Raw genomic sequence first — 21,266 nt, forward strand, 5'->3', positions numbered from 1 at the left:
GTGAGAACACGGCTTTTTTGTTGCAATAAATTCTTGCAGGCGTTATAGTCAGCTTGTCAGGATGACAAAAGCGCTAGTACATCACATATGTGAAAGTTATTTCTCCGAGGAGGAAGTAACATGCAGGCCGTTGATAAACGGATCCTTATCAAAGCGGCAAATCTTTACTATACGGATGGTCTGAAGCAGAGCGAGATCGCGCAGCGTCTCGGCGTTGATCGTACGACAGTGAGTAAATATCTCAAGCGTGCGGTTGCGGCAGGAATTGTTCGCATCATTGTTGAGACGGACAGCAATGAGGAGCTTGAGAGTGCGCTGGAACGCCGCTTCGGTCTCCGTGAGGCATATGTTGTATCACACAGCATTGATCTCGCGCAGGTCAAGAAGCGCATGGCGCAGGCAGGACTCAGCCTCCTGCGGCGGATTGCGTCGGATGGACAGACCATTGGGATCGCATGGGGGACAAGCATTCGAGAGCTGACGCATTATGCGGCGGCAGAGCGGTTGCACCCCGTGCGTGCAGACTTCGTTCCGCTCGACGGCGGACCGGAGAGCGTTGACAGCGATCTCCATGTGAACACGCTCTGCTACGAGCTTGCAAACGCGTTCGGCGGACGCAGTCACTATATCTATGCCCCAGCGATTGCGCGTACGGCGGAGATTGCGGCGGCGATTCGGCAGGACGTGAACTTCGAGCAGATCACGAAGTTCTGGGAGAAGCTCGATATCGGCATTGTCGGTATCGGTGCTCCTGTGAAGTCCTCGAATCTTGTCTGGATGGGCAGCTTCGGACGCGAGGCGATCGAAAGCCTTCTGCGGGAGAGGGTCGTCGGTGAGATCTGCTCCATGTTCTACGACGTGGAGGGACGCCCTGTTACCACCGAGTTTCACGATCGTATCATCGCTGTCGAGCTTGCACGCCTCCGTGCACTGCCCTACAGCATCGGCATGGCGGCATCGCGTGAAAAGGTGCCCGCGATTCTCGGAGCGCTGCGCGGACACTATATCAATGTCCTCATCACGGATGAGGAGACCGCAAGAATTTTGTTAAATGAGTAATACGAAAGGGGCGAAAACTATGCTGTGGCTTGTTCTCATCGCCGTCACCATGTGGGTGCTTCAGCTCGTCCTGAGCATTCTCCAATTTCGTCGCTTCGCGGCGCACGTGAAGGAGATGCGCCGCGAGGGGCGGGTCGCCATCGGCAAGGCGAAGGGGCGCTTTGTCGCCGGGGCAATCGTACTCTTTGTGATCGACGCGGAGTGCAACATCCTGCGCGGTGAGATCATGAAGGGCGTCACCGTATTTGCAGGTTTTCGCCCCTTCGAGGATTTTAGCGGCAGAAATCTGCTCGACCTCGATGAGGCGTCCGTTGCCTCCTATGACCGTCAGACGCGCCGCGCCGTCCTCGGTGCGCGCGAGGAGTACATCATCTATCAGGAGCAGGGGGAAACCCTTGCCAGTCATGCATAAGAGTTGTTTCCATTGAAAGGAGACCAATATGGATACGCTTATCCTCTTTGCCGAAGGCTTCATCGGCATGTTCAACAAGGGCGGTGAGACCTTGATCGGATGGGTCACGGGCATCATCCCGACGCTCGTCTGCCTGCTCGTTGCGATGAACGCGATCGTGCTCTTTGTCGGCAACGAGCGCGTTGAGAAATTTGCCCACCTCTGCGCGGGCAACCCCATTTCGCGCTATGTCGTCCTCCCGTTCATCGGCGTGTTCTTCCTCTGCAACCCGATGGCGCTCTCGCTCGGAAAATTCCTGCCCGAGTACTACAAGCCCTCCTACTACGCGGCATCCTCGTCCGCTTGCCACACGATGAACGGCATGTTCCCGCACGTCAACCCCGGCGAGATGTTCGTCTTCCTCGGCGTTGCGAACGGCATCACCACGCTCGGTCTGCCGTACACCGATCTTGCACTGCGCTATCTGTTGGTCGGACTCATCGTCAACTTCCTGCGCGGTTGGCTCACGGACTTTACGACGGCATACGTACAGCGTCAGCAGGGCGTACAGCTCAGCAAAGAGCCGGCAGTGCTCAAGAGCTAAGGAACGAGGAAAGGAGAAACGATCATGAGCGAATACAAGAGTGTTGTCGTATCGGCGGGCTCGGGCGGCTTTGGCGGCCCTCTCACACTCACGCCGGACGAGAAGAAGAATAAGATCGTCAACATCACGGGCGGCGTCATCTCGGATGTTGCGATGCGTCTCGGTGAAATGACTGGAGCGGAGGTCGTGGACGGCTTCAAGACCAGCGTCCCCGAGGATGAGATCCTCGCGGCGGTCATCGACTGCGGCGGTACGCTGCGCTGCGGCATCTATCCGCAGAAGCGCATCTTCACCGTGAACATCAAGCAGACGGGACCCTCCGGTCCGCTCGCACAGTATATCAAGGAAGATATCTACGTCTCGGGCGTCAAGCCTCAGAACATCGCGTTCAGCGACGGTACGGCGGCACCCGCGGCGGCATCCGCAGCAGTCGAGACGGAAGAGGCGAAGCCGAAATACGATACCTCGAAGAAGATCACCGAGCAGTCCGGCAGCCTCATGGCGAAGGTCGGACAGATGATGGGCGGCATCGTCGCTACGTTCTATCAGGCGGGACGCGAGTCCATCAATACACTCATCACAACCATCCTGCCGTTCATGGCGTTCGTCTCCATGCTGATCGGCGTCATTCTCGGCTCGGGCTTCGGCGACTTCGTTGCGCATTTCGTCTCGCCGCTTGCCGCATCCCCTGTGGGGCTCGTCATCCTCGCGCTGATCTGCTCCTTCCCGCTCCTCTCCCCATTCCTTGGGCCCGGCGCGGTCATCGCACAGGTTGTCGGCGTCCTCATCGGCGTTGAGATCGGACTCGGACACATCCCGCCGAACCTCGCGCTTCCCGCAGTCTTTGCGATCAACGTGCAGTGTGCCTGCGACTTCATCCCCGTCGGACTCGGACTTGCCGAGGCAGATGCCAAGACCGTCGAGATCGGCGTGCCTGCCGTCCTCTACTCGCGCTTTATGACCGGCCCGCTCGCCGTCATCATCGCATGGATTGCAAGCGCAGGACTTTACGAGAATTGATATATTTCCCTGATCAAACAAAGGAGAAGCGATTATGAGTTGGTTGAATCTCGAAGGAAAAACTGCCATTGTCACGGGCGGAGCGTCGGGCATCGGCAAAGCGGTCGTCGAGGAGTTTTTGGCACAGGGGGCGAATGTTGTCGTCTGTGATATGAACCCCGAGGCTCCTGCATTCGATGAGAAGCGCGGCAAGGTGCTCTACGTTGTCACCGATGTCACGCAGCGTGCGAGCGTTGAGGCGATGGTTGCGGCAGCGAAGGAGAAATTCGGCAGAATCGACATCCTCGTCAACAACGCCGGCATCAATATCCCGCGCCTCCTTGTCGATCCGAAGGATCCGCATGGGAAATATGAGCTGGATGATGCCGTCTTTGACAAGGTCACGGCGGTCAACCTCAAGGGCGTCTACCTCTGCGCGCAGGCAGTCGGGCGTGAGCTCGTCGCACAGGGACACGGCGTGCTCATCAACATGAGTTCCGAGAGCGGCATCGAGGGCTCCGAGGGACAGAGCATCTACGCAGCGACCAAGAACGCCGTCAACTCCTTCACGCGCTCGTGGGCGAAGGAGTTCGGTAAGTACGGTGTGCGCGTCATCGGCGTCGCACCCGGCATCCTCGAGGCGACAGGGCTTCGTACCCTCGCCTATGAGGAGGCGCTTGCCTACACGCGCGGCATCACCGTCGATGACCTGCGCAAGGGATACGCAAGCACGAAGACCACCCCGCTCGGACGCAGCGGCAAGCTCTCCGAGGTCGCCGACCTCGTCGTCTACCTCGCCTCCGAGCGTGCCTCCTATATCCACGGCGTCACATATAATGTGGCGGGCGGCAAGACGCGCGGCTGAGATAAAAAGAAGTTCACATGATACATGAAAGCCCATCTCGACGTGATAAACGTATGAGATGGGCTTTATGAATGTTAAACTGAAATTGAAAATTCCTTTACCAAACAAGAGAATGATATTATAATAGAAAGTAAGTAAATGTTTCGAACCATTCATGGAATTTCGTCCATAAAATTGAAAAGGTTGCCTGATAGGTGACCTTTTTCCTCCTCCCATCACGTATACTGGACATAGTTTCGGTCAACTATTTAAGGAGGAGATCACTATGTCATGGGTAAAGAACGGACTGCTGCTTGCAGCGGGCGGGGTTATCGGACTATGCGTGGCTGCGGCTCTGGAGGCGGATGATGATGGTGCGGAGCGCGGCTCCGAAGGACTGCGCGACGTGGACGGCATCGCCCTCCTCGGAGAGAAGCTGCGCCGTGAGGCGGAGTGGGCGATGGAGGAGTGCACGAACGATGAGGAGCGCGCTGCCGTCTATGCAGAAATCAAGACATCCATCGGCGCCTTGCAGGAAAAACTCGCCACGCGCGGCGCGGAGATCATTGCGGAACTGGAAGCACAGTTCGCAGAGGGGAGAGATGAGGCAGATCCGATGAATGAACCGCCTGTGCAGACGACGCAAGTGCAGAACATCCGAAACGCACTTGACGAGTTGGCGCAGTCCATGGATGAGACGCTGAAGGGCTTGCAGCCCGTGAAAGCGACGGTGTAGACTCTCAGCAGAGATCGCTCTGCATCTGTCGGGCGGATTTTATAGGAATCACTCACTGACAAAAGTCAGTCCATCAAATTGGTGTCGATTTTTCGTCCGATTGAGGAGGTAAAACAGACGAATAGCAAAGGCTATGTGGAAGATCGAGGATGAAAAGCGGGGAAAAGATGTGCTGAGATGGTGGTGCTGAATTTATCAGAGGCTCTTATATTTTTGCTGAGGACTAAAAGAACAGAAAAGTATATGATTTAATTTTTCTTCTTTTCGGAGATACTGTAATTGACACTGATCTGTAAAGTGCTTATAATTAAACTGTGTTTAGGAACCACTGATAAAATCAGCAAAATCTTCTACTCCATTTGATCTGAAATCCTTATATCCTAGAGAAGGTGGTTATTTTTCGTTATGAAAAACTATCGTAAAATTTTTCGCATACAGGATAAACGTGCGATCGAGGCTTTGTATAAAAACGTTGAAGTAATGCAAGCAGCGGGGCAATATCCGGAAGAGTTCGATATGCCGATTACACTCCAGTATGAATTGATGTCAGAATGTAATCTGTACTGTAAGCATTGCTACAATGGCTCCGGTGAGCACCATACAACGCGCATGACAGTGGAGCGTTGGAAAGAACTGTCGTGTCATGTGGTCGGGCACGGTGGAATCTTTCAGGCAATCCTATCCGGTGGCGAACCTCTTCTTCTTGGGAATGACTTGTTTGACGTGATGGATATTCTTCACGATGACGGAACTTCGTTCGTCATTATAACGAACGGCTTTCTATTGAGCAGGGAGAAGGTGCAGCGATTGAAAAAATATCGCTATTACTGGCTGCAGGTGTCGATTGATGCCGATACATCGGAGTTGCACGATGATTTCCGACAGGTTAAGGGTAGCTGGGAACACGCTGTTCATGGGGCATTTGAGGTGTCGAGTGCGGGGATTCCGCTCGTCATTGCGCATACGGTGACGCCAAAAACATTGGAGCGACTTCCGATGATGGCGAAACTTGTCTACCGTCTCGGGGCATCCTCCCTGATGGTTGGTCAAGTACTTCCTTCGGGGCGTGCCAATCGCTATGCAGAGGAGATATATCTATCCCCTGGGCAAGAGAATCGTATGTATGAACTCATTGAAACACTGGCGCAGGAGTATCGTGGTAAACTTGAATTGCAGCGCTCGTCGGGAATCAAAAATCAATTTGATCGTTATCAAATAGGACCCAATCTCGGTTGTATCATCCGTCCGAATGGTGATGTTCGGTTGGACTGCATGGCACCCTTTGTTATGGGAAATGTACTCGAAGAGGATTTCTATGATATCTGGCAGAGGCGGGGGAGACGTATATGGAGTGATCCAAGAGTTCAGGAGTTTATTGCCTCTGTGGATGAGGAGGCACAGTCAGGGGCGATTCGAAACTATGTCGATGCCGATGTTCGCTTAGACGCATGAATATGTTAGGAGGTTCATCATGGAAAAGCGAGAATATGTAAAGCCATCTGTTGTTACAGAAAATGACCCCAAAGGTATTGTGCCTGTTGCTGCCGCTGCTATTGCGAGTGGTGGGGCTGCTGTCGGTTTTCTTGCCGGATATGCCGCAACAAGGGCTGTGACCAATGCCTCCCGTGTCCTTGCCGCAAGAGCCGTAAACTATTTGGGTGAGATGCAGGAAACGGAGGGGCTCTGTTGTGTATGAACTGTGGAGAAATCTGGTTCCATGTAAGAATGCACTGAAAGAAAAGGAAAACGGGGAGTTTTTAATTGTTTCTTCAGCATGTTTAGAAATTTTTTATCTCAATGACTCAGCGAGAGAAGTTTTTTTGTTAATGGATGGGCACAGTTCCGTTGAGCGAATTATCGACCGGATGATGGGGATTTACGATGTTGAGCGGGCTGTGTTAGAGAATGACATCATCGATGTCATTCGTGAATTGCAGTGGAAAAACTTAATATTATTAAGGAGGCGAGCGGCATGAAGCAATATATTCCACCTAAAATTGTAAATTATTTTACAGAACCTCAACCTATTGTTCCTCTTGCAGCGGTTACGGCGGCAGAAGTTGGTGCAGGGCTTGCTTTGGGAGTTTTGGCTGGTATGGGATTGGCGGGAGGTAGAAGGGATATTTACAAAGGTCCAAATAAAGGGCTTATGCCGATTGATATAATTGCTCCCACTGAGGTATAAGGTTCGTTCGATATGGATCAAGTAACGATTCTTGGCGGCAAGGTGTTTGCCTGTGAGCAATGCGGTGCTTGCTGCAAGCATTTGGACATTGCGAAACTGTTGCCGGCTGAGTTCGACCGAGGCGATGGTCAGTGCATTCATCTGCTGCCGACCAATCGCTGTGCCATCTATAACAACCGACCTGATATCTGTCGAGGAGAATATCTCTATCATACTTATTTTAACGGCATAGAGATTGACGCATATTATAAAATGCTGCATGAGTTGTGCTTATCAATCAGAGCGATGTAGTATTTATATGGGAAGAAATCAGATAACACTACACAGACCTTCGAGATGGTGTATTATATACATATCGGAGGTCTTATTATTTGACAATAGGGGAGGACACCTATGGCACGATTCTATCCCGCATTTGTAGGGGATTTTCACGGGAGCGAGGGGGAGCGGCTGGCGTATCATGCGCTCGAAACGCTCGGGGATGACTATACGGTGTTTCACTCCTACTGCTGGCTCGGCGATGGTGTTCGGACGGCGGCGCAGGGGGAGGCGGACTTTCTCGTCCTCCACCCCCGTCACGGCATTCTCGCGATTGAGGTGAAGGCGGGCGGGATTGCCTACGAAGGCGGCGCATGGCAGCAGACGAACCGGAACACGGGCGAGACGCATGTGATCTTTCCGTTTCAGCAGGCGGAGAGGAGTCGTCAGCGGGTTCTCGCGGAGATGCAAAAGAGAATGCAGCAGAATATTCCGCTCGTGGGTAAGGCGGTCTGGTTCACGTCGGTTCAGATTCCGCAGGGGAAGCCGCTCCCACTTGAGTCGCCGCGTGACATCATCCTCGATGCGGACGATCTGCGCGATCCGAAGGAGATGTTGGAGCATATATACGCGTATTGGCGCGGAATACTTCACATTCCGGAGCGTACGCAGTCGCCGGCAGAGTTTCGGCAGACTGTTCAAATCTTGCAGCCCGTGTTCCGCATCGTGGAGACGCTCGCCGCCGTGTCGGCGGCGGTGGAGCAGTCGACGGCGCGGCTGACGAACGCGCAGTTCGCGCTGCTGGAGTATCTGCGCGATCAGCGCACGGCAGCGATTCATGGGGCGGCGGGCACGGGCAAGAGTCTGCTCGCGGCGGAGAAGGCGCGGATGCTTGCACGCGAGGGGCAGAAGGTGCTCTATCTCTGCTTCAATGAGTTCCTGCTGGAGCGTCTGCGTTCCTGCCGCTGGGATGCGAACATTACGATTCACAATGAGCGCACGCTTGCGGAGGAGCTGATGACGGGGCGAGAGCTTCGCATTGAGACGGTGCTGCGGGAGTTCGAGGAATTTTTTCAAAACGAATACGATGGGACACAGTGGGCATATCCCAACATCATTGTCGATGAGGCGCAGGATTTTCCGAGTGCGCTTCTGGAACAGTTCGCGATGCTCGCCGAGCTTTATGACGGGGCGTTCTATCTCTTCTATGACCGCGGGCAGACGATTCTTTCCCGCCGCGTTGAGGGGCAGGCTCTGCAGATGGCACCGGCGTGGATTGACGCGCACATGGACTGCCGTCTCGTGCTCTACCGCAACTGCCGCAATACGGCGGAGATCGGGCGGACGGTGGGGAGCTTCATCGAGCGCAGACACAAGAACTACCTGAGCGATGTTCACGGCAAGCGCCCGTGTGCGGTATTCGTCTCCCAAACGGAGGCACTTGCACAGACGGCGGCTGACTTTGTGCGCCGTATGCGCAGCGCGGAGAGATTGGAGCTGAGGGATATTGTGATCCTCACGGTATCGACGCTCGTAAAATCTGTGCTCGGCTCTCTGACCGAGCTCGCGGGGATTCCCATATCGCACAAGCCGGAGGAGGGGAAACTCTGGCTCACGACGGTGCGCCGCTACAAGGGGCTTGAGGCGAAGGCGGTGCTGCTCGTGGATGTGTGTGTCTCGCAGCTGACGAATCCGACCTGTCAGCGCCTCATCTACGTGGGAAGCTCAAGGGCGACCGCATATCTTGAAACGCTCTTCCTCAATGATGTTTCGTCGGAGGAATATCCTGCGCTGACGGCGCAGCTTGGCGAGGTGGTCGCACCCACTCCACAGGGGATTGCGAGCTGGCTCGGAATGGAGTGCAGAGCGAATGGATGAACGACTTCTTGCGGCACTTGCGGCATATATCGATGCGCATTACGAAGCGGAGCGAGAGATTCGCCGGCTGCACATAGATGATCTGCGTACGTTTGCAGGATCGCGCCACACGTCTGTTGATCTTTTTGGGGCGATCAATGGTCTGCTCAAAAAGATGGAGGATTCCTTTTCGGAGCGGCTCCTGTATCTGATTGAGCGTACAGGGCGAAAGCCCTCCGAGATCTATACGAAGGCGGGTGTGACAAAGGCGCATTTCTCCAAGATTCGGACGGACAAGAACTATCATCCGACGAAGGAGACGGCGCTCGCGTTTGCGATTGCTCTGCACCTGTCACTTGCGGATGCGCAGGATCTTCTGCGGCGTGCGGGCTATACACTCTCGCACAGCAGCGAGAGTGATCTGATTGTCGAGTTCTTTATCGTACATCGCAAATACAACGTGGATCAGGTGAATTTCTGCCTCGATCACTATGGCCACAAGCCGCTCACGAACCGCAGGGGGAGTGTAAGTGAGGTTTAGGGAATACGGGGGAGGTGCTGTACGTAAATGACATTGATGGAACGACTGAGGCGCAGGAAGAACGGCATGCAGCGGAAGCCGAAAGTGTATGCCGCATCGTTGGGACTCTGGATTCTTCTGCAAGTGATCAGTGTGATCCTGAGAATATGCGTTGGTCTGATTAAGGTCATCATGTCAGTGCCGATGCCGGATTTATCTCCGCAGGCAATCTGGCAGTTCTTGCGGAAAATCCATTTCGTATCTTTTTTTGGGACGCTGAAGAGCAGTCTGGGGAGTATGATTGATCTCAGAGGATGGGGATATGAACTCGGTCGTCTTTCCTCCGTCTCCGAGGTATACCGAAATCTAAACGGGCGGTTATGCGAACTCATACGTAGGAAGTGGGCTGCGCTGAAAAAGCTGTGGGCAGAGATTCGTTCTCCGGGTGAGATATCAAGGCGGATCAAAACCTTCCTGCATCAGCATACGCGCAATATCCGCCTTGTCCGACGCGGTATTGTAAGTACCATTCTTGGCGTGTTTTTGGTAAAGGTGCTGACCGTCGTTTATTTTATCGTTCTGGGACCGATCACGCTGCTTTCTTTCTTGGGACTCAACTGTATGATAGTTCTCCTCGCCGTGATCAATTTCATTGCGACGCAGGTTGCCGGTCTCTTGGCACACATCATAGACAGACGGATTGCGCAGGCATCTCTTGGGACTCTGTTCAGGTTTAGGAAAAGCGGATAAATTCAGAGATACTTAAAATGCCGCCGATGAGGAGATGTGCCTCATTGGCGGCATTTTTGTGTGCCGAATTTATCCGTGATTCTTTTACTTCTCCGCCGAACTGACGCGCGATGAGATGACTGTCATAAAGATGGCAAGGGCGACGATGCCGATACCGAGGCCGATGTAGCCGTTTCCTGTGAGCCCGTCGGCAATGTAGCCGAGGAGGGAGCAGGAGGCGACGACGGCGACGTAGGGCAGCTGTGTCGATACGTGGTCGAGGTGGTGGCACTGTGCGCCCGCCGAGGCGAGGATGGTGGTGTCGGAGATGGGCGAGGCATGGTCACCGCAGACCGCGCCTGAGAGGATGGCGGCGACGGAAACGACGAGGATGTCCGGTGCGCTCTGCCCGAGGACGGCGATCGCGATCGGAATGAGGATGCCGAATGTGCCCCAGCTCGTGCCGGTGGCGAAGGCAAGACCTGCCGCGACGAGGAAGAAGAGCGGCGGAAGGAACATGACGACGCCCGCATTTGCCTGTACGACGGAGCCGACAAAGCCGCCGAGGTCGAGATACTCCTTGCTGCAGATGCCCGAGAGCGTCCACGCGAGGCAGAGGATGAAGATGGCGGGGGTCATCGCCTTGAAGCCCCAGCCAAAGCTGTCGCAGAACACGTTGAACGAAACAACGCGACGCGGCAGGTAAAGGAGCCCCGTAAAGACGAAGGCGATGAAGGAACCGAGGACGAGTGACTTTGATGAATCGCAGTTGGCGAAGGCGTCGGCAATGCTCGCGCCTTCATGAATGCCGCCCGTATAGAGCATGCCGTAGATGCACGCACCGATGAGGACGAGAAGGGGGAGCATGAGGTCGATCATCTTGCCGCGTCCTTCGCTTGCCGCGCTCGCGGATGCCTCTGCGGTGTCCTGATACTCCTTCGGGATTTCAAAATGCACGTTGGATTTTTCGACGCTTTTCCGCATTGCACCGAAGTCACGCCCCGTCCAGATGATGAAGAGCATGAAGAGCAGTGTCAGCCATGCGTAGAGATTGAACGGGATTGTCTGCAAGAAGAGCATGAAACCGTCGATCTGTGCATCCTCCGGGAGCGACGAACCGACTGCGGCCGCCCAGCTGGAAACGGGGGCGATGATGCAGATGGGCGCCGCCGTCGCATCGATGATGTAGGCGAGCTTTGTGCGCGCGATCTGAAACTTGTCCGTGACGGGACGCATGACGGTGCCGACGGTGAGACAGTTGAAGTAGTCGTCGATGAAGATGACGATGCCGAGCAGCACGGTGACGAGGGAGGCGCTGCGCTTCCCCTTGATCGTGCGCGTCGCCCACTCGCCGTAGGCATTCATCGCACCCGAGCGCGTGATGGCGGCGACGAGGATGCCAAGGATGACGAGAAAGACCAGGATGTTGACGTTGCTCCCAACCTTGTCCGCCATGACCTGAAACATCGTGAGCGTTGCCTGCAGAAAGTTGCCGCCCGCGAAGAGCATGGCGCCCGAGAAGATGCCGATGATGAGCGACATATAGACTTCCTTCGTCCAGAGCGCGAGGACGATGGTGATGATCGGCGGCAGAATCGACCATGCGGTTGCTGTCATGAGTTAGATACACTCCCTACGATAGTATTTTGCAAAATCGCTTCCCATTATAACAAAAAAATGGGATTTGGAGAAGAAAATTTATGTCTCTCCTGTCGCCTCACTGTTGAAGCGATAACCCGCGCCCCAGACGGTCTGGAGCCACTGCGGGGTCGAGGGATCGGGCTCGATCTTTTCGCGGAGACGGTTCATGTGGACGGAAACGGTGGAGGTGTTGCCCATGGCATCCAGATCCCAGACGCGGTCGTAGAGCGTCTCCTTGCTGAATACAATCTGCGGGTGCTCCGCGAGAAAGAGCAGAAGCTCAAACTCGCGCGTGGCGAGGTGCACCTCTCGCCCTGCAACAAAGACGCGATGCGTCCACGGCTGGATCTCAAGCTCACCGAAGCGCAGGATCGTCGGCGTTGTCTGTTCGCCGCCCTTGAGGCGTTCGTAGCGCGTGATATGTGCCTTGACGCGTGCGGCGAGCTCGCTCGGGCTGAAGGGTTTTACGATGTAGTCATCGGCACCGAGCCCCAGCGCACGGATCTTGTCCACGTCCTCGAGGCGCGCCGAGACCATGAGGATGGGGATGTCGAGCACCTTGCGCACATCGCGGCAGATCGCGAAGCCGTCTGCACCGGGCAGCATGACATCGAGCAGGATGAGGCTGTACTCGCCCGTGAGCGCGCGGCGTTTGCCCTCGTCCCCGTCGGCAGAGATGTCCACGGCAAAGCCGCTTGCCTCAAGATAGTCACGCTCGAGTTCTGCGATGTCGTTGTCATCCTCGACCAGCAGTATTTTTTTCATTCCGTGTTTCCCTCCTTTATGATGGGCAGCAAAAGGACAATGCGAAGTCCCCCGATCGGTGACTGTTCTGCGCGAACGCTGCCGCCGAGCGCCGTCATGATCCGGCGCACAATGGCTAGTCCGAGCCCGCTGCCCGCTGCGACGTTCGTGCGTGCCGCATCCGTACGATAGAAGCTGTCAAAGAGTTTGGGCAGATCCTCCGCTGTGACGCCAACGCCGTTGTCGTCACAGCGGAGGGCGAGGAAGTCGCCCTCGACGACGAGCGTCATCTGCACATGCACGCGGTCGCCGCGTCGATATTTGCTGCTGTTTTCCCATATATTTTTGAGCACGCGGTCAAACTCCTCACGGTCAATGCGTATGTATGCCGTTGTGCCGCCCTCATCCAAGGAGAGATGCAGATCCTGCTCCGCAAAATCGGGGGCGTGCTCCCGTATGGCATTGGCGAGAAAGTCCCGTGCGTCCACCGTCTCCCATGTGAGCGGGAGCTGATCGGCCTCAAGGCGCAGAAACTCGCGCAGACGCGTGGTCAGTCGTTCCATCGTCGCGGCAGAACGCTCAATGCGCTCTGCGTAGGTGCGCTGCTTCTCGGGCGTCTGTGCGATCCCGTCGAGAATGGCGCTCGCGTAACCCTTGATCGCCGTGAGCGGGGTCGCGATGTCGTGGAGGATGCCGATGAAGAGCTCTCTGCGCCGCGCTTCCTCCTCCGCCTCACGCATACGGGCGCGTGCGAGATCCTGTCGCATATCGTCGAACGCGCGGCAGGTCGCGCCCACCTCATCATTTCCCATCGGGGGAAGTGCGTGATCGAGATCGCCGCGCCGGATGGCGGCGGCCGCCGTGCGCATCTCCTCGAGTGGTGCGATGATCTGCTCGGAGAGGAGGCGTGCGAGGTAGCGGCCGAGCAGCAGAATGCCCGTCGATGCCGTGCCGATGAGCAGGACGAGGATGGCGTTCAGTACGAATTCACGCATGTCGTGCGGAATCAATGGCTCCTCGCCGCTCATCATGGGCACGGCACCCGCCCCCATGACGACGGTGCCGCTGCGCAGCCCCTCGTAGCGGAAGAACAGTCCCTCCCGATCCCATGTGAGCGCAGCTCCGCGCGGACCGCATTTGAGTGTGACCATCCGGCGGATCTCCTCCGGATTGGCGCCCTGTGTCAGGTAGTTTTCCCCTTTCTGAACGACGAGGAGGCGGATGCCCGTTCCCTCGAGGAGGCGGATATCGCTTTCAATCTCATGCAGTTTGAACTTCTTTTTCTCAGACTCGGCGCGCAGGGAACTGAGCGCGAACTGCACGGAGAGCGCATTTCCCTTCTCCGGCCAGAGGAGCGCGAGCGCCTGCTGCTGGAGCGTGCCCGCGTGTCGCAGACCGCCGAGCAGCGCCGCACCGACGGCGACGAGCACCGCAATCGGAATGATGACCATGAGGGCGTTTGTCACGAGCAGTTTCGTCTTTAGGGACAGATCGCGCAGACGCATGACAGAACCTCACTTTCACAGAACTGCGGAAAATCTTACGCTATTATAACCGAAATGAACGAAAAAATCTCAGCACGGAAACGAATTTCAAAAAAGTTATTTCGCAGTTTACACTTTGTTTAACATTTCCCCGTATGATGTACCCATCAGCAATGATACAGCATATGTGAACGCCGAAAGGCAGAGGAGGAAATCATCATGGAAATGCAGAATGTCAAGGATCAGGTCAAGAGCGTATTCACCCCGGCACACATCAAGAAGGCGGCGGCGCTCGCCGTGCTCATCGGTATCGTCAGCGCGGGCGGCGCGTACTACCACCACAGCCAAGCGGAGGCACGCTCCGCAATGGAGAAGCAGGCGCGTTCGGAGATGATTGCGGCACAGGCATCGCAGAGGAGTGTGGTTCTCATCGACGAGTCACATGTGCGGACAATCGCGGCGGAGTCAATCGGAAAGTCCGAAGCGGAGCTGGACTTCCGCAGTGTTTACCTGACGATGTGGGATCATGATGATCGTGACGGAAAGCATGACGGTAAGCGCAAGCATGACCGTAAGCACGGTCGTGATGATCGGCGTGACCGTGGTCGTCATGAGATGATGGCACCGCAGCCGACCGCTCCCGCGGCTCCGGCAGACGCAAATGGGAACGCAGCGGCGGTACCGCCGATGGGAACGGCACCTGCACAGGCAGCACCTCCCGCTCAGCCGACACCGAACATGGGGCAGTCGGACTTCCGCCCCGTCTACAAGGTGAAGTGCTATGCCGGCAACGTGGAGTACAAGCTCTACATCGATGCCGTGACGGGCACGGTGCTCTCTAGCAAAGTGGATGTGGATGACGACTTCTTTGACAAGCACTTTTGAGGAAGGATGAACGCAAAAACAGCGCTTCTCACGGAGCGCTGTTTTTCTGTGTGAGTAAATGATGAAACTGAATTTATTAGTGATTTCTTAGCAGGAGAATATGAAGATGCGGCGAATTGAGTCATATATGGTTTCGTTTGTCAGCGACAGATAGCCTGTCGCCTTTATGCGCGCGGTTATGCGGGGAGTTGATGCTGCCTTCTGTGCAGAAACAATCGGGCGCGGGGAAAGGAGAGAATATTTTGCAGGAACAAGGGCAAAAGAAGGGAAGGGGTATCGGCTTTCAGCTGAATGCAATCACGCTCATCGGCGTGGTTGTCATGGTGACGATCCTTATTTCGTTCGTCGGCTACCGTGCCTACGACGAACTTCTCAACATGGGGTCGCAGGCGAAGTACAATGAGCTGGGCGACAAGGTGCGCCCCGTAGTCGGCAGCTACGACGCGGTCAAGCAGTCGGGACTGGATCTGCGTCAGCACATCTACGAGCTCATGAAGGCTCCCCCCGAGGCACGCAGCCGTGAGGCACTGAACGCGCTGCTTGAGGATGTCATGGAGTCCAATCCGAACCTCGTCGGGGTGGGCGTGGTCTTTGAGCCGAACGCCTTCGACGGGCAGGATGCCGCACATACGAGCGACCCGCTCTCGGATGGGACGGGGCGCGTCATCCCCTATGTCGGACGCGAGGGCAGTGTGCTTGAGTTCGAGCCGACGACGGGCTATGATTCGGATTCGTGGTACACAGAGCCGGCAAAGACCTCGAAGCCGACGCTCACCCCTGCATACTACGAGGAGGTCGGCGGCAAGAAGACGCTTGTGGTTTCCATCGGTCTGCCGATCCTTGTCGACGGCCGTTTTGTCGGTGCGATCACGCTCGACTTCGACATGGACAAGGTTCAGGAGATGTTCGAGAAGCTCAGTACGCCCGACAACATCTACCTCATGCTCGATAGCAAGGGACAGGTCATCGCACACGGCACGAACCGGGATATGGTTATGAAGGACGCGTTCCAACTCATGCATCTGGATGCGGCAGAGCAGAAGGAAATCTTCTCAGACGGATCGTACAGAAAAACGCAGGTCTCCCCGACCACGGGTAAGGACTCGGTCTATGTCTACCATGCGGTTCAGTACAACGGGATGGATACGTCGTGGGTGGTCTTCTCCATTACGGACAAGGATAAGTTCACCGGTGCCGCGCGGGATATGGTGATCTTCTCCGTCGTCCTTGCCGTGATCTGTAGCGTGGTGCTCATCATCGCCCTCGCGATGTTCATCCAGCGGCGCCTGATCGTTCCCATTGGGGATGTGACGGGGATTTTGACGCGTTTTTCCGATCTCGATCTGGATCACGAGAAGGGAAAGCATGCCGCGATCTATCTGGATCGTGCTGATGAGATCGGTGCGATGATTCGCTCACTCGGGCGCATGGCGAACAGCCTGCGCGAGATCATCGGCAAGATCAACGGTGTCTCCCAGTCTGTTGCGGCGACGAGTGAGGAGCTGACGGCGACGGCGCAGAACACGGCGCACTCGGCGGAGACGGTGCGCAAGGGCATTCACGACATTGCCGAGAGTGCACGCGTACAGGTTGCGGACACGCAGAATGCCGTCAATCATACGGATGAAATCCTCAGAATGCTCGATGATAACCGCAAGGTCATGACTGAGATGAACGCGGCGACGGAGAACATTCATAAGCGCCAAACCGAGGGCGCGGAGATTCTCGCCGACCTCATGAAGAAGTCCGCTGAGACCGCCAATGCCACACAGGAGGTCGCGCGCGTGGTCGAAGAGACGAATCAGCGTGCGGAGCGCATCGAAGAGGCGAGCGCGATGATTCAGTCCATCTCCGAGCAGACGAACCTCCTCGCGCTCAATGCCGCCATCGAGGCAGCGCGTGCGGGCGAGGCAGGGCGCGGATTCGCCGTCGTCGCCGAGGAGATCCGCAAGCTCGCGGAGCAGTCGCGCGGCTTTACGGATGAGATCAACGGCATCATCGGAGAGCTCAAGACGAAGTCGCAGCAGGCGGTCGATACGATGGAGGTCTCCAAGAAGCTGGTCGAGGAGAGCAACGTCAACCTCGGACGCACCCAGCGTCGCTTTGACATGATTGCCGAGGCAGTTGATGGGGCGAACAGCGTTGTGATGAAGCTGAACGAATCCTCCGAGAAGCTGACGGAGAAGAATAAGGCAATCGCTGCTGTCAGCAACAAACTCATGGATATGGCGAAAGAGAATGACGTGACGACGGATGAGGCAGAGGCCGCCGTCGACACGCAGACACAGGCACTCGCGGATATCGCCGAGGCGAGCGAGAGCCTTGCCCAGATTGCAACGGATCTGCAGAACGAGGTTTCGCGTTTCATTGTTTGATCGTTGATTTCGTTGAATATTGCACAAAAGCCCTGCCGCAGTTGCGGCAGGGCTTTTGTGTTGCGTGATTACCGCAGCAGGAAGAACAGGGCGGGATAGACGAGAAAGAAAAACGCGATGCTCGTGGTGAGGAAGCCGGAGATCGTGTAGTCGACGTTGAGGTGATAGAGTTTCGCCGCCGTGACGGAGTTGATCGCACCCGGCGTAACGGAGAAGACGAGGATGGCACCGAGGAGAACGGGATCGCGGACGAAGGGATAGCTGACTGCCATCATGAATGCGGGCAGGATGAGAAAGCGCAGCGCGAAGAGGTCAAGGGTGTACGGTGCATAGCGCCGCGCGCGGTGCAGGTTGACGAGCGCTCCGACGGGAAGCATTCCGAACCATGCGCCGAAGTGGATGAGCCCCTCGAACGCCGTGCCGACAGCGGCAGGACGCTCGATGCCTGCGGCGTTGAGCGCGAGCCCCGCCGCCATGCCGAGGATGCTGAGCTGGTTCCACGAGAGGAAGATATCGAGAAAGTGCATGTGAATCTTGCCGCCGCGCCCATGATTTTTGTGCTGCAGGTAGTAATACTGCGCCATGGGGAATACCGCGAGCACAAGCAGCAGCGTTTGAAAGATGCCCATGATCTGCGCGTAGGCAAAACCCTGTTCGCCATAAATGATATAGGCGCAGACGCCGCCGAGGGTGGTGATGTTGGACATCATCGCGTTCACAAGATACGCGCCGCGATCGAGCGGGTTGTGATACTTGCGGATGAAGAACGCCCAGCCGACGAGTCCCGGGAATAGGACGATGAGGATGCCATAGATCGGGATGAGGGCGAGATCCCACGAGATCGGCAGCGTCCAGCAGCTCATGAGGGCGAGCAGGGTATAGATGATGATGACGTTCAGGCGCAGAATACGGCTGATCAGAGCATCCGAGATCTTTCCGTGCCGATAGAGGAGGTAGCCGACGATGAGCGGCGCGAGGAGGTCGGTGAGGAGGTAGATGATGCGGAAATCGGAGTTGTCCAAAAAAAACACTTCTTTCTAACGAAACAGGAAAAATGTTATGGGAAATAGGATTGTAAGATACAGTATAGTGGTGACAAGGAAGACGGCAATCGTATAGTCGACGTTCAGTTGGTAGAGCCGCGCGGTGAGTGTGGCGTTGATCGCCGCCGGTGCGCTTGCGAATATAACAAGGGAGTTCTGTACGATCGGATCACTGATGAAGATGCGTGCGGTCACAAACGTGACGGCGGGAAGGAGGAGGAAGCGGAGGAAGATCATATCCAGCGTCAAATAGACGAAGTGTCGTGCACGCCTAAAGTTGATGAGGGATCCGATGGGCAGCATGGAGAACCATGCCGCAATGTGGATGATGTAGGAAAATGCCTCGGACAGTACGGGCGGTCGGGCAATGCCGGAGGCGTTCAGCAGGAGTCCGGTTGTCATGCCGAGAATGCTGAGCTGGTTCCATGAGACAAGCAGCCCGAGGAAGCCGCGGGCTTCGAGACGTGCGCTGCGTCCGTGATTCTTGTGCAGGAGATAGTAGTACTGGGCGATCGGGAAGGCGAGCATGACCATCGTTAGATTCTGGAGTGCACTGCCGATCTGAGCGTAGGCAAAGCCGCGCTCTCCATAGATAATGTAAGCACATAGCCCGCACATTGTGCCAATATTTGAGAGCAAGGCGGAGATGAGATGTGTACCGCGGTCGATGGGTGTGTGGAAGCGTCGCCCGAGCAAACGCCAACTGATGAATGCCGGAAAGAGGATGATGAAGATGAAGAACGCCGGCAGCATGAGGAGGTCGCGTGTGAGCGGCAGCGCCCAGAAGCTGAAGAGCGAGAGCAGCGTAAAGAAGACAATGACGTTCATGCGGATGAGGCGATTGACTGCCGTGTCCGAGAGGAGCCGCCGCTGATAGAGGAGGTAACCGACAATGAGCGGCAGGATCAGATCGGTAAATAGATAGATGAGCCGTGCATTGATTTCATCCATAAGATGCCCCCGCTTTCGGTGATGGATAGAAGATCTTGTTCATCCTAGCACAAGTCTTTTGGATTGTAAACTGCAACAGAAAAATTCCAAATGTGCTTCCGGACGGACAACGTATCACTTTAATATAAGATACTATCACTTTCTGCAAATCTGTTGCGTACATTTTTTTAAGATAGTATAGTTTTAGATGAGATAAAAATAAATTTTCTATCAATATGTAATTCATATAAAATCAGCCGACGCGCAGATGTCTCGAAAGGAAGGAAATGATCGTGGCAAAGGAAATGAATCACTCCCATTATGTTCGTATTCTCATCGGACTCGGCACTCTTTGCTGTCTTATGGGGGACGGTCGGGCGACGCTTGCCGCACCGCCCCCCGATGCAAATATGGTCGCAGGGCAGGATGCGGGCGCACAGCTCAGCCGCATGGAGCGCGAGCAGCAGCGCCGTGAACAGCAGGAGCGGCTTGATGCGGGGGCGCAGGAGGGACTGGATACGCCGCCCGTTACGCAGACGGAGGAAGAGGGGACGCTGCACTTCGTTCTGCACGGGGTGACCTTTGACCGGAGCGCGATTTTCACGGCGGAGGAACTGGATGCTTTTGCCGCAGATCTTCTCGAAAAGGATGTTACAATCAACGATCTCTATGCGCTTGTCGCACGGATCAATGAGGCGTATGAGGCGCGCGGACGGCTGACCTGCCGTGCCGTGCTCGCGCCGCAGACCATCCGCGGCGGCGTCCTGCACATCACGTTGATCGAGGGGCGCACGGGCGAGGTTACGGTGGAGGGCAACCGCCGCACGGCGCAGTCCTTCCTCGAATACCGCCTCGGCATCAAGCGCGGGGAGATCCCGGACTTCAAAGAATTGAACCGAAACCTCCTGCGCTGGAACGCGAGCTACGACGCGCCGCTGCGCGTGCGTATGGCGGCGGGCAAGGAGGAGGGCACGACGGACTATGTGCTTGAGATTGCCGAGCCGCGCAGCGAGACGTTTGCCCTCTATGCGGACAATATGGGCAGCATCTCGACGGGACGCGAGCGCTTCGGGCTCATCTATACGAACCGCAGCCTCACCAAGAGCCGTGATCGCCTGACACTTGTGACGCTCGACGCACGCGGTATGAAGTCCTTCCTCGGCAGCTATCAGGTGCCGCTCGGACGCGACGGCTCGACCATGCGCATCGGCTACAGTGCGAATGCAACGCGCATCGTGAGGGGGACGCTTGAGCCGCTGCGTGTACGCGGACATTCGACGGGCGTGAACATCGGCTTCAACATCCCGCTCTACGTTACGACGAAGCGCAAGACGGAGCTGTACGCAGGGTATGGACGCACGCACGCGCAGACGGACTTTGCGGGCAATCACTGGATCGACGATCGGGTGGACGGCTGGAACATCTCCGTGACGGAGACGCTCTACGGGCGCAAGTCCGCGCTCCTCATGACGCACGGCATCCGCGCCGCCGCAAGCGAGAACATCAGGCGGGAGGAAAGCCACTACAGTATGTATCAGGGAAATGTGTTCTATCAAACGCGCACGCACGGCAGTCAGATGATTACGGCGCGGCTGGACGGACAGGTTGCCTTTGCGCACTACCTTCCGAGCGCGGAGCGGTTCTACGTCGGCGGCGCACAGAGCGTGCGCGGCTACGAGGAGTCCCTGCTGGGCGGCGACAGCGGCTATGCGGCGAGCATCGAATACGCCTTTCCCATGCTGCCGAAAAGCTGTGCCTACGGCTTTCTGTTTTACGACTGCGGCGCGGTCTACGGGGACAGCGCCTTTGACGATCACATACTTTCCGCATGGGGACTGGGTATACGTACGGCGGCAAGCGAACCGGTCTACGCGCAGTTCTCCGTGGGATTCCCGCTGTGCAAAGAACTCAATGATACGAATACAAAGGGCGCACGGCTGCACTTCAGCCTGAACGCAACGCTATAGTCAAGGATGAAAGGA

Annotated in this window: 22 protein-coding genes; 17 read left to right on the top strand and 5 right to left on the bottom strand. The window is 56.2% G+C overall.

The genetic code is table 11. The features are described from left to right. Window positions 1–120: 120 nt before the first annotated feature. The 14 genes from HMPREF9081_RS04280 to HMPREF9081_RS04340 all read left to right on the top strand — a co-directional run bounded on the left by HMPREF9081_RS04280 (window position 121) and on the right by HMPREF9081_RS04340 (window position 10,203). Window positions 121–1,059: a sugar-binding transcriptional regulator gene (locus HMPREF9081_RS04280; RefSeq protein ID WP_006305776.1), complete on the top strand. Its 939-nt coding sequence runs from the start codon at window positions 121–123 to the stop codon at window positions 1,057–1,059. A gap of 19 nt (window positions 1,060–1,078) precedes the next feature. Then, window positions 1,079–1,471: a transcriptional regulator GutM gene (locus HMPREF9081_RS04285; protein ID WP_040394482.1), complete on the top strand. Its 393-nt coding sequence runs from the start codon at window positions 1,079–1,081 to the stop codon at window positions 1,469–1,471. A gap of 28 nt (window positions 1,472–1,499) precedes the next feature. Further along, complete coding sequence (gene srlA / locus HMPREF9081_RS04290) at window positions 1,500–2,054, top strand: PTS glucitol/sorbitol transporter subunit IIC (RefSeq protein ID WP_006305778.1); 555 nt, start codon at window positions 1,500–1,502, stop codon at window positions 2,052–2,054. A 24-nt stretch (window positions 2,055–2,078) separates the two neighbouring features. Beyond that, entirely contained in the window at window positions 2,079–3,074 is a 996-nt protein-coding gene (gene srlE / locus HMPREF9081_RS04295; RefSeq protein ID WP_006305779.1) for a PTS glucitol/sorbitol transporter subunit IIB, read from the top strand. Between the two features lie 34 nt (window positions 3,075–3,108). Beyond that, window positions 3,109–3,918, top strand: coding sequence for an SDR family oxidoreductase (locus HMPREF9081_RS04300; RefSeq protein ID WP_006305780.1), 810 nt, complete (start codon window positions 3,109–3,111; stop codon window positions 3,916–3,918). A 265-nt stretch (window positions 3,919–4,183) separates the two neighbouring features. Next, the gene (locus tag HMPREF9081_RS04305) at window positions 4,184–4,633 is read left to right on the top strand and encodes a hypothetical protein (RefSeq protein ID WP_006305781.1); all 450 of its coding nucleotides are present in this window, start codon (window positions 4,184–4,186) and stop codon (window positions 4,631–4,633) included. A 405-nt stretch (window positions 4,634–5,038) separates the two neighbouring features. Beyond that, on the top strand, window positions 5,039–6,085 hold the full coding sequence (locus HMPREF9081_RS04310) for a radical SAM protein (protein ID WP_006305782.1): 1,047 nt from the start codon (window positions 5,039–5,041) through the stop codon (window positions 6,083–6,085). Window positions 6,086–6,104: 19 nt separating this feature from the next. Further along, window positions 6,105–6,329, top strand: a complete 225-nt coding sequence (locus tag HMPREF9081_RS04315) for a hypothetical protein (RefSeq protein ID WP_006305783.1) — start codon at window positions 6,105–6,107, stop codon at window positions 6,327–6,329. Continuing rightward, window positions 6,322–6,609 carry a PqqD family protein gene (locus HMPREF9081_RS04320; protein ID WP_006305784.1) on the top strand — a complete coding sequence of 96 codons (288 nt, stop codon included), beginning with the start codon at window positions 6,322–6,324 and terminating at the stop codon, window positions 6,607–6,609. The genes HMPREF9081_RS04315 and HMPREF9081_RS04320 overlap by 8 nt, the downstream gene beginning before the upstream one ends. Beyond that, window positions 6,606–6,818: a hypothetical protein gene (locus tag HMPREF9081_RS04325; protein WP_006305785.1), complete on the top strand. Its 213-nt coding sequence runs from the start codon at window positions 6,606–6,608 to the stop codon at window positions 6,816–6,818. The genes HMPREF9081_RS04320 and HMPREF9081_RS04325 overlap by 4 nt, the downstream gene beginning before the upstream one ends. A gap of 12 nt (window positions 6,819–6,830) precedes the next feature. After that, window positions 6,831–7,109 carry a YkgJ family cysteine cluster protein gene (locus tag HMPREF9081_RS13125; protein WP_006305786.1) on the top strand — a complete coding sequence of 93 codons (279 nt, stop codon included), beginning with the start codon at window positions 6,831–6,833 and terminating at the stop codon, window positions 7,107–7,109. 102 nt (window positions 7,110–7,211) lie between these two features. After that, window positions 7,212–8,954 carry an NERD domain-containing protein gene (locus HMPREF9081_RS04330; RefSeq protein WP_006305787.1) on the top strand — a complete coding sequence of 581 codons (1,743 nt, stop codon included), beginning with the start codon at window positions 7,212–7,214 and terminating at the stop codon, window positions 8,952–8,954. After that, the gene (locus HMPREF9081_RS04335; protein ID WP_006305788.1) at window positions 8,947–9,474 is read left to right on the top strand and encodes a hypothetical protein; all 528 of its coding nucleotides are present in this window, start codon (window positions 8,947–8,949) and stop codon (window positions 9,472–9,474) included. The genes HMPREF9081_RS04330 and HMPREF9081_RS04335 overlap by 8 nt, the downstream gene beginning before the upstream one ends. A gap of 27 nt (window positions 9,475–9,501) precedes the next feature. Beyond that, window positions 9,502–10,203 (top strand): hypothetical protein, encoded by a 702-nt coding sequence (locus tag HMPREF9081_RS04340; RefSeq protein WP_006305789.1) that lies wholly within the window; start codon window positions 9,502–9,504, stop codon window positions 10,201–10,203. 84 nt (window positions 10,204–10,287) lie between these two features. Here the strand turns inward: HMPREF9081_RS04340 and HMPREF9081_RS04345 are convergent, their stop codons facing one another. The 3 genes from HMPREF9081_RS04345 to HMPREF9081_RS04355 all read right to left on the bottom strand — a co-directional run bounded on the left by HMPREF9081_RS04345 (window position 10,288) and on the right by HMPREF9081_RS04355 (window position 14,072). Next, window positions 10,288–11,799: a Na+/H+ antiporter NhaC family protein gene (locus tag HMPREF9081_RS04345; RefSeq protein ID WP_006305790.1), complete on the bottom strand. Its 1,512-nt coding sequence runs from the start codon at window positions 11,797–11,799 to the stop codon at window positions 10,288–10,290. A gap of 81 nt (window positions 11,800–11,880) precedes the next feature. Further along, entirely contained in the window at window positions 11,881–12,588 is a 708-nt protein-coding gene (locus HMPREF9081_RS04350; protein ID WP_006305791.1) for a response regulator transcription factor, read from the bottom strand. Further along, on the bottom strand, window positions 12,585–14,072 hold the full coding sequence (locus HMPREF9081_RS04355; RefSeq protein WP_006305792.1) for a sensor histidine kinase: 1,488 nt from the start codon (window positions 14,070–14,072) through the stop codon (window positions 12,585–12,587). The genes HMPREF9081_RS04350 and HMPREF9081_RS04355 overlap by 4 nt, the downstream gene beginning before the upstream one ends. Before the next feature lie 198 nt (window positions 14,073–14,270). Between HMPREF9081_RS04355 and HMPREF9081_RS04360 the strand changes: the two genes are divergently transcribed. Further along, window positions 14,271–14,936, top strand: a complete 666-nt coding sequence (locus HMPREF9081_RS04360; RefSeq protein WP_006305793.1) for a PepSY domain-containing protein — start codon at window positions 14,271–14,273, stop codon at window positions 14,934–14,936. A 242-nt stretch (window positions 14,937–15,178) separates the two neighbouring features. After that, on the top strand, window positions 15,179–17,311 hold the full coding sequence (locus HMPREF9081_RS04365) for a methyl-accepting chemotaxis protein (RefSeq protein WP_040394487.1): 2,133 nt from the start codon (window positions 15,179–15,181) through the stop codon (window positions 17,309–17,311). 68 nt (window positions 17,312–17,379) lie between these two features. On the opposite strand, the gene HMPREF9081_RS04370 is transcribed toward HMPREF9081_RS04365, so the two are convergent. Together HMPREF9081_RS04370 and HMPREF9081_RS04375 are read right to left on the bottom strand one after the other, a co-directional pair. Continuing rightward, a complete protein-coding gene (locus tag HMPREF9081_RS04370; protein WP_040394490.1) occupies window positions 17,380–18,333 on the bottom strand; it encodes an AEC family transporter in 954 nt (317 codons plus the stop codon). Window positions 18,334–18,348: 15 nt separating this feature from the next. Further along, window positions 18,349–19,305 carry an AEC family transporter gene (locus HMPREF9081_RS04375; RefSeq protein WP_006305796.1) on the bottom strand — a complete coding sequence of 319 codons (957 nt, stop codon included), beginning with the start codon at window positions 19,303–19,305 and terminating at the stop codon, window positions 18,349–18,351. Between the two features lie 272 nt (window positions 19,306–19,577). On the opposite strand from HMPREF9081_RS04375, the gene HMPREF9081_RS04380 reads away from it, so the two are divergent. Further along, window positions 19,578–21,251, top strand: coding sequence for a ShlB/FhaC/HecB family hemolysin secretion/activation protein (locus tag HMPREF9081_RS04380; RefSeq protein ID WP_167535613.1), 1,674 nt, complete (start codon window positions 19,578–19,580; stop codon window positions 21,249–21,251). Window positions 21,252–21,266 lie beyond the last annotated feature (15 nt).

Source organism: Centipeda periodontii DSM 2778 (assembly GCF_000213975.1).
GTDB lineage: Bacteria > Bacillota > Negativicutes > Selenomonadales > Selenomonadaceae > Centipeda > Centipeda periodontii.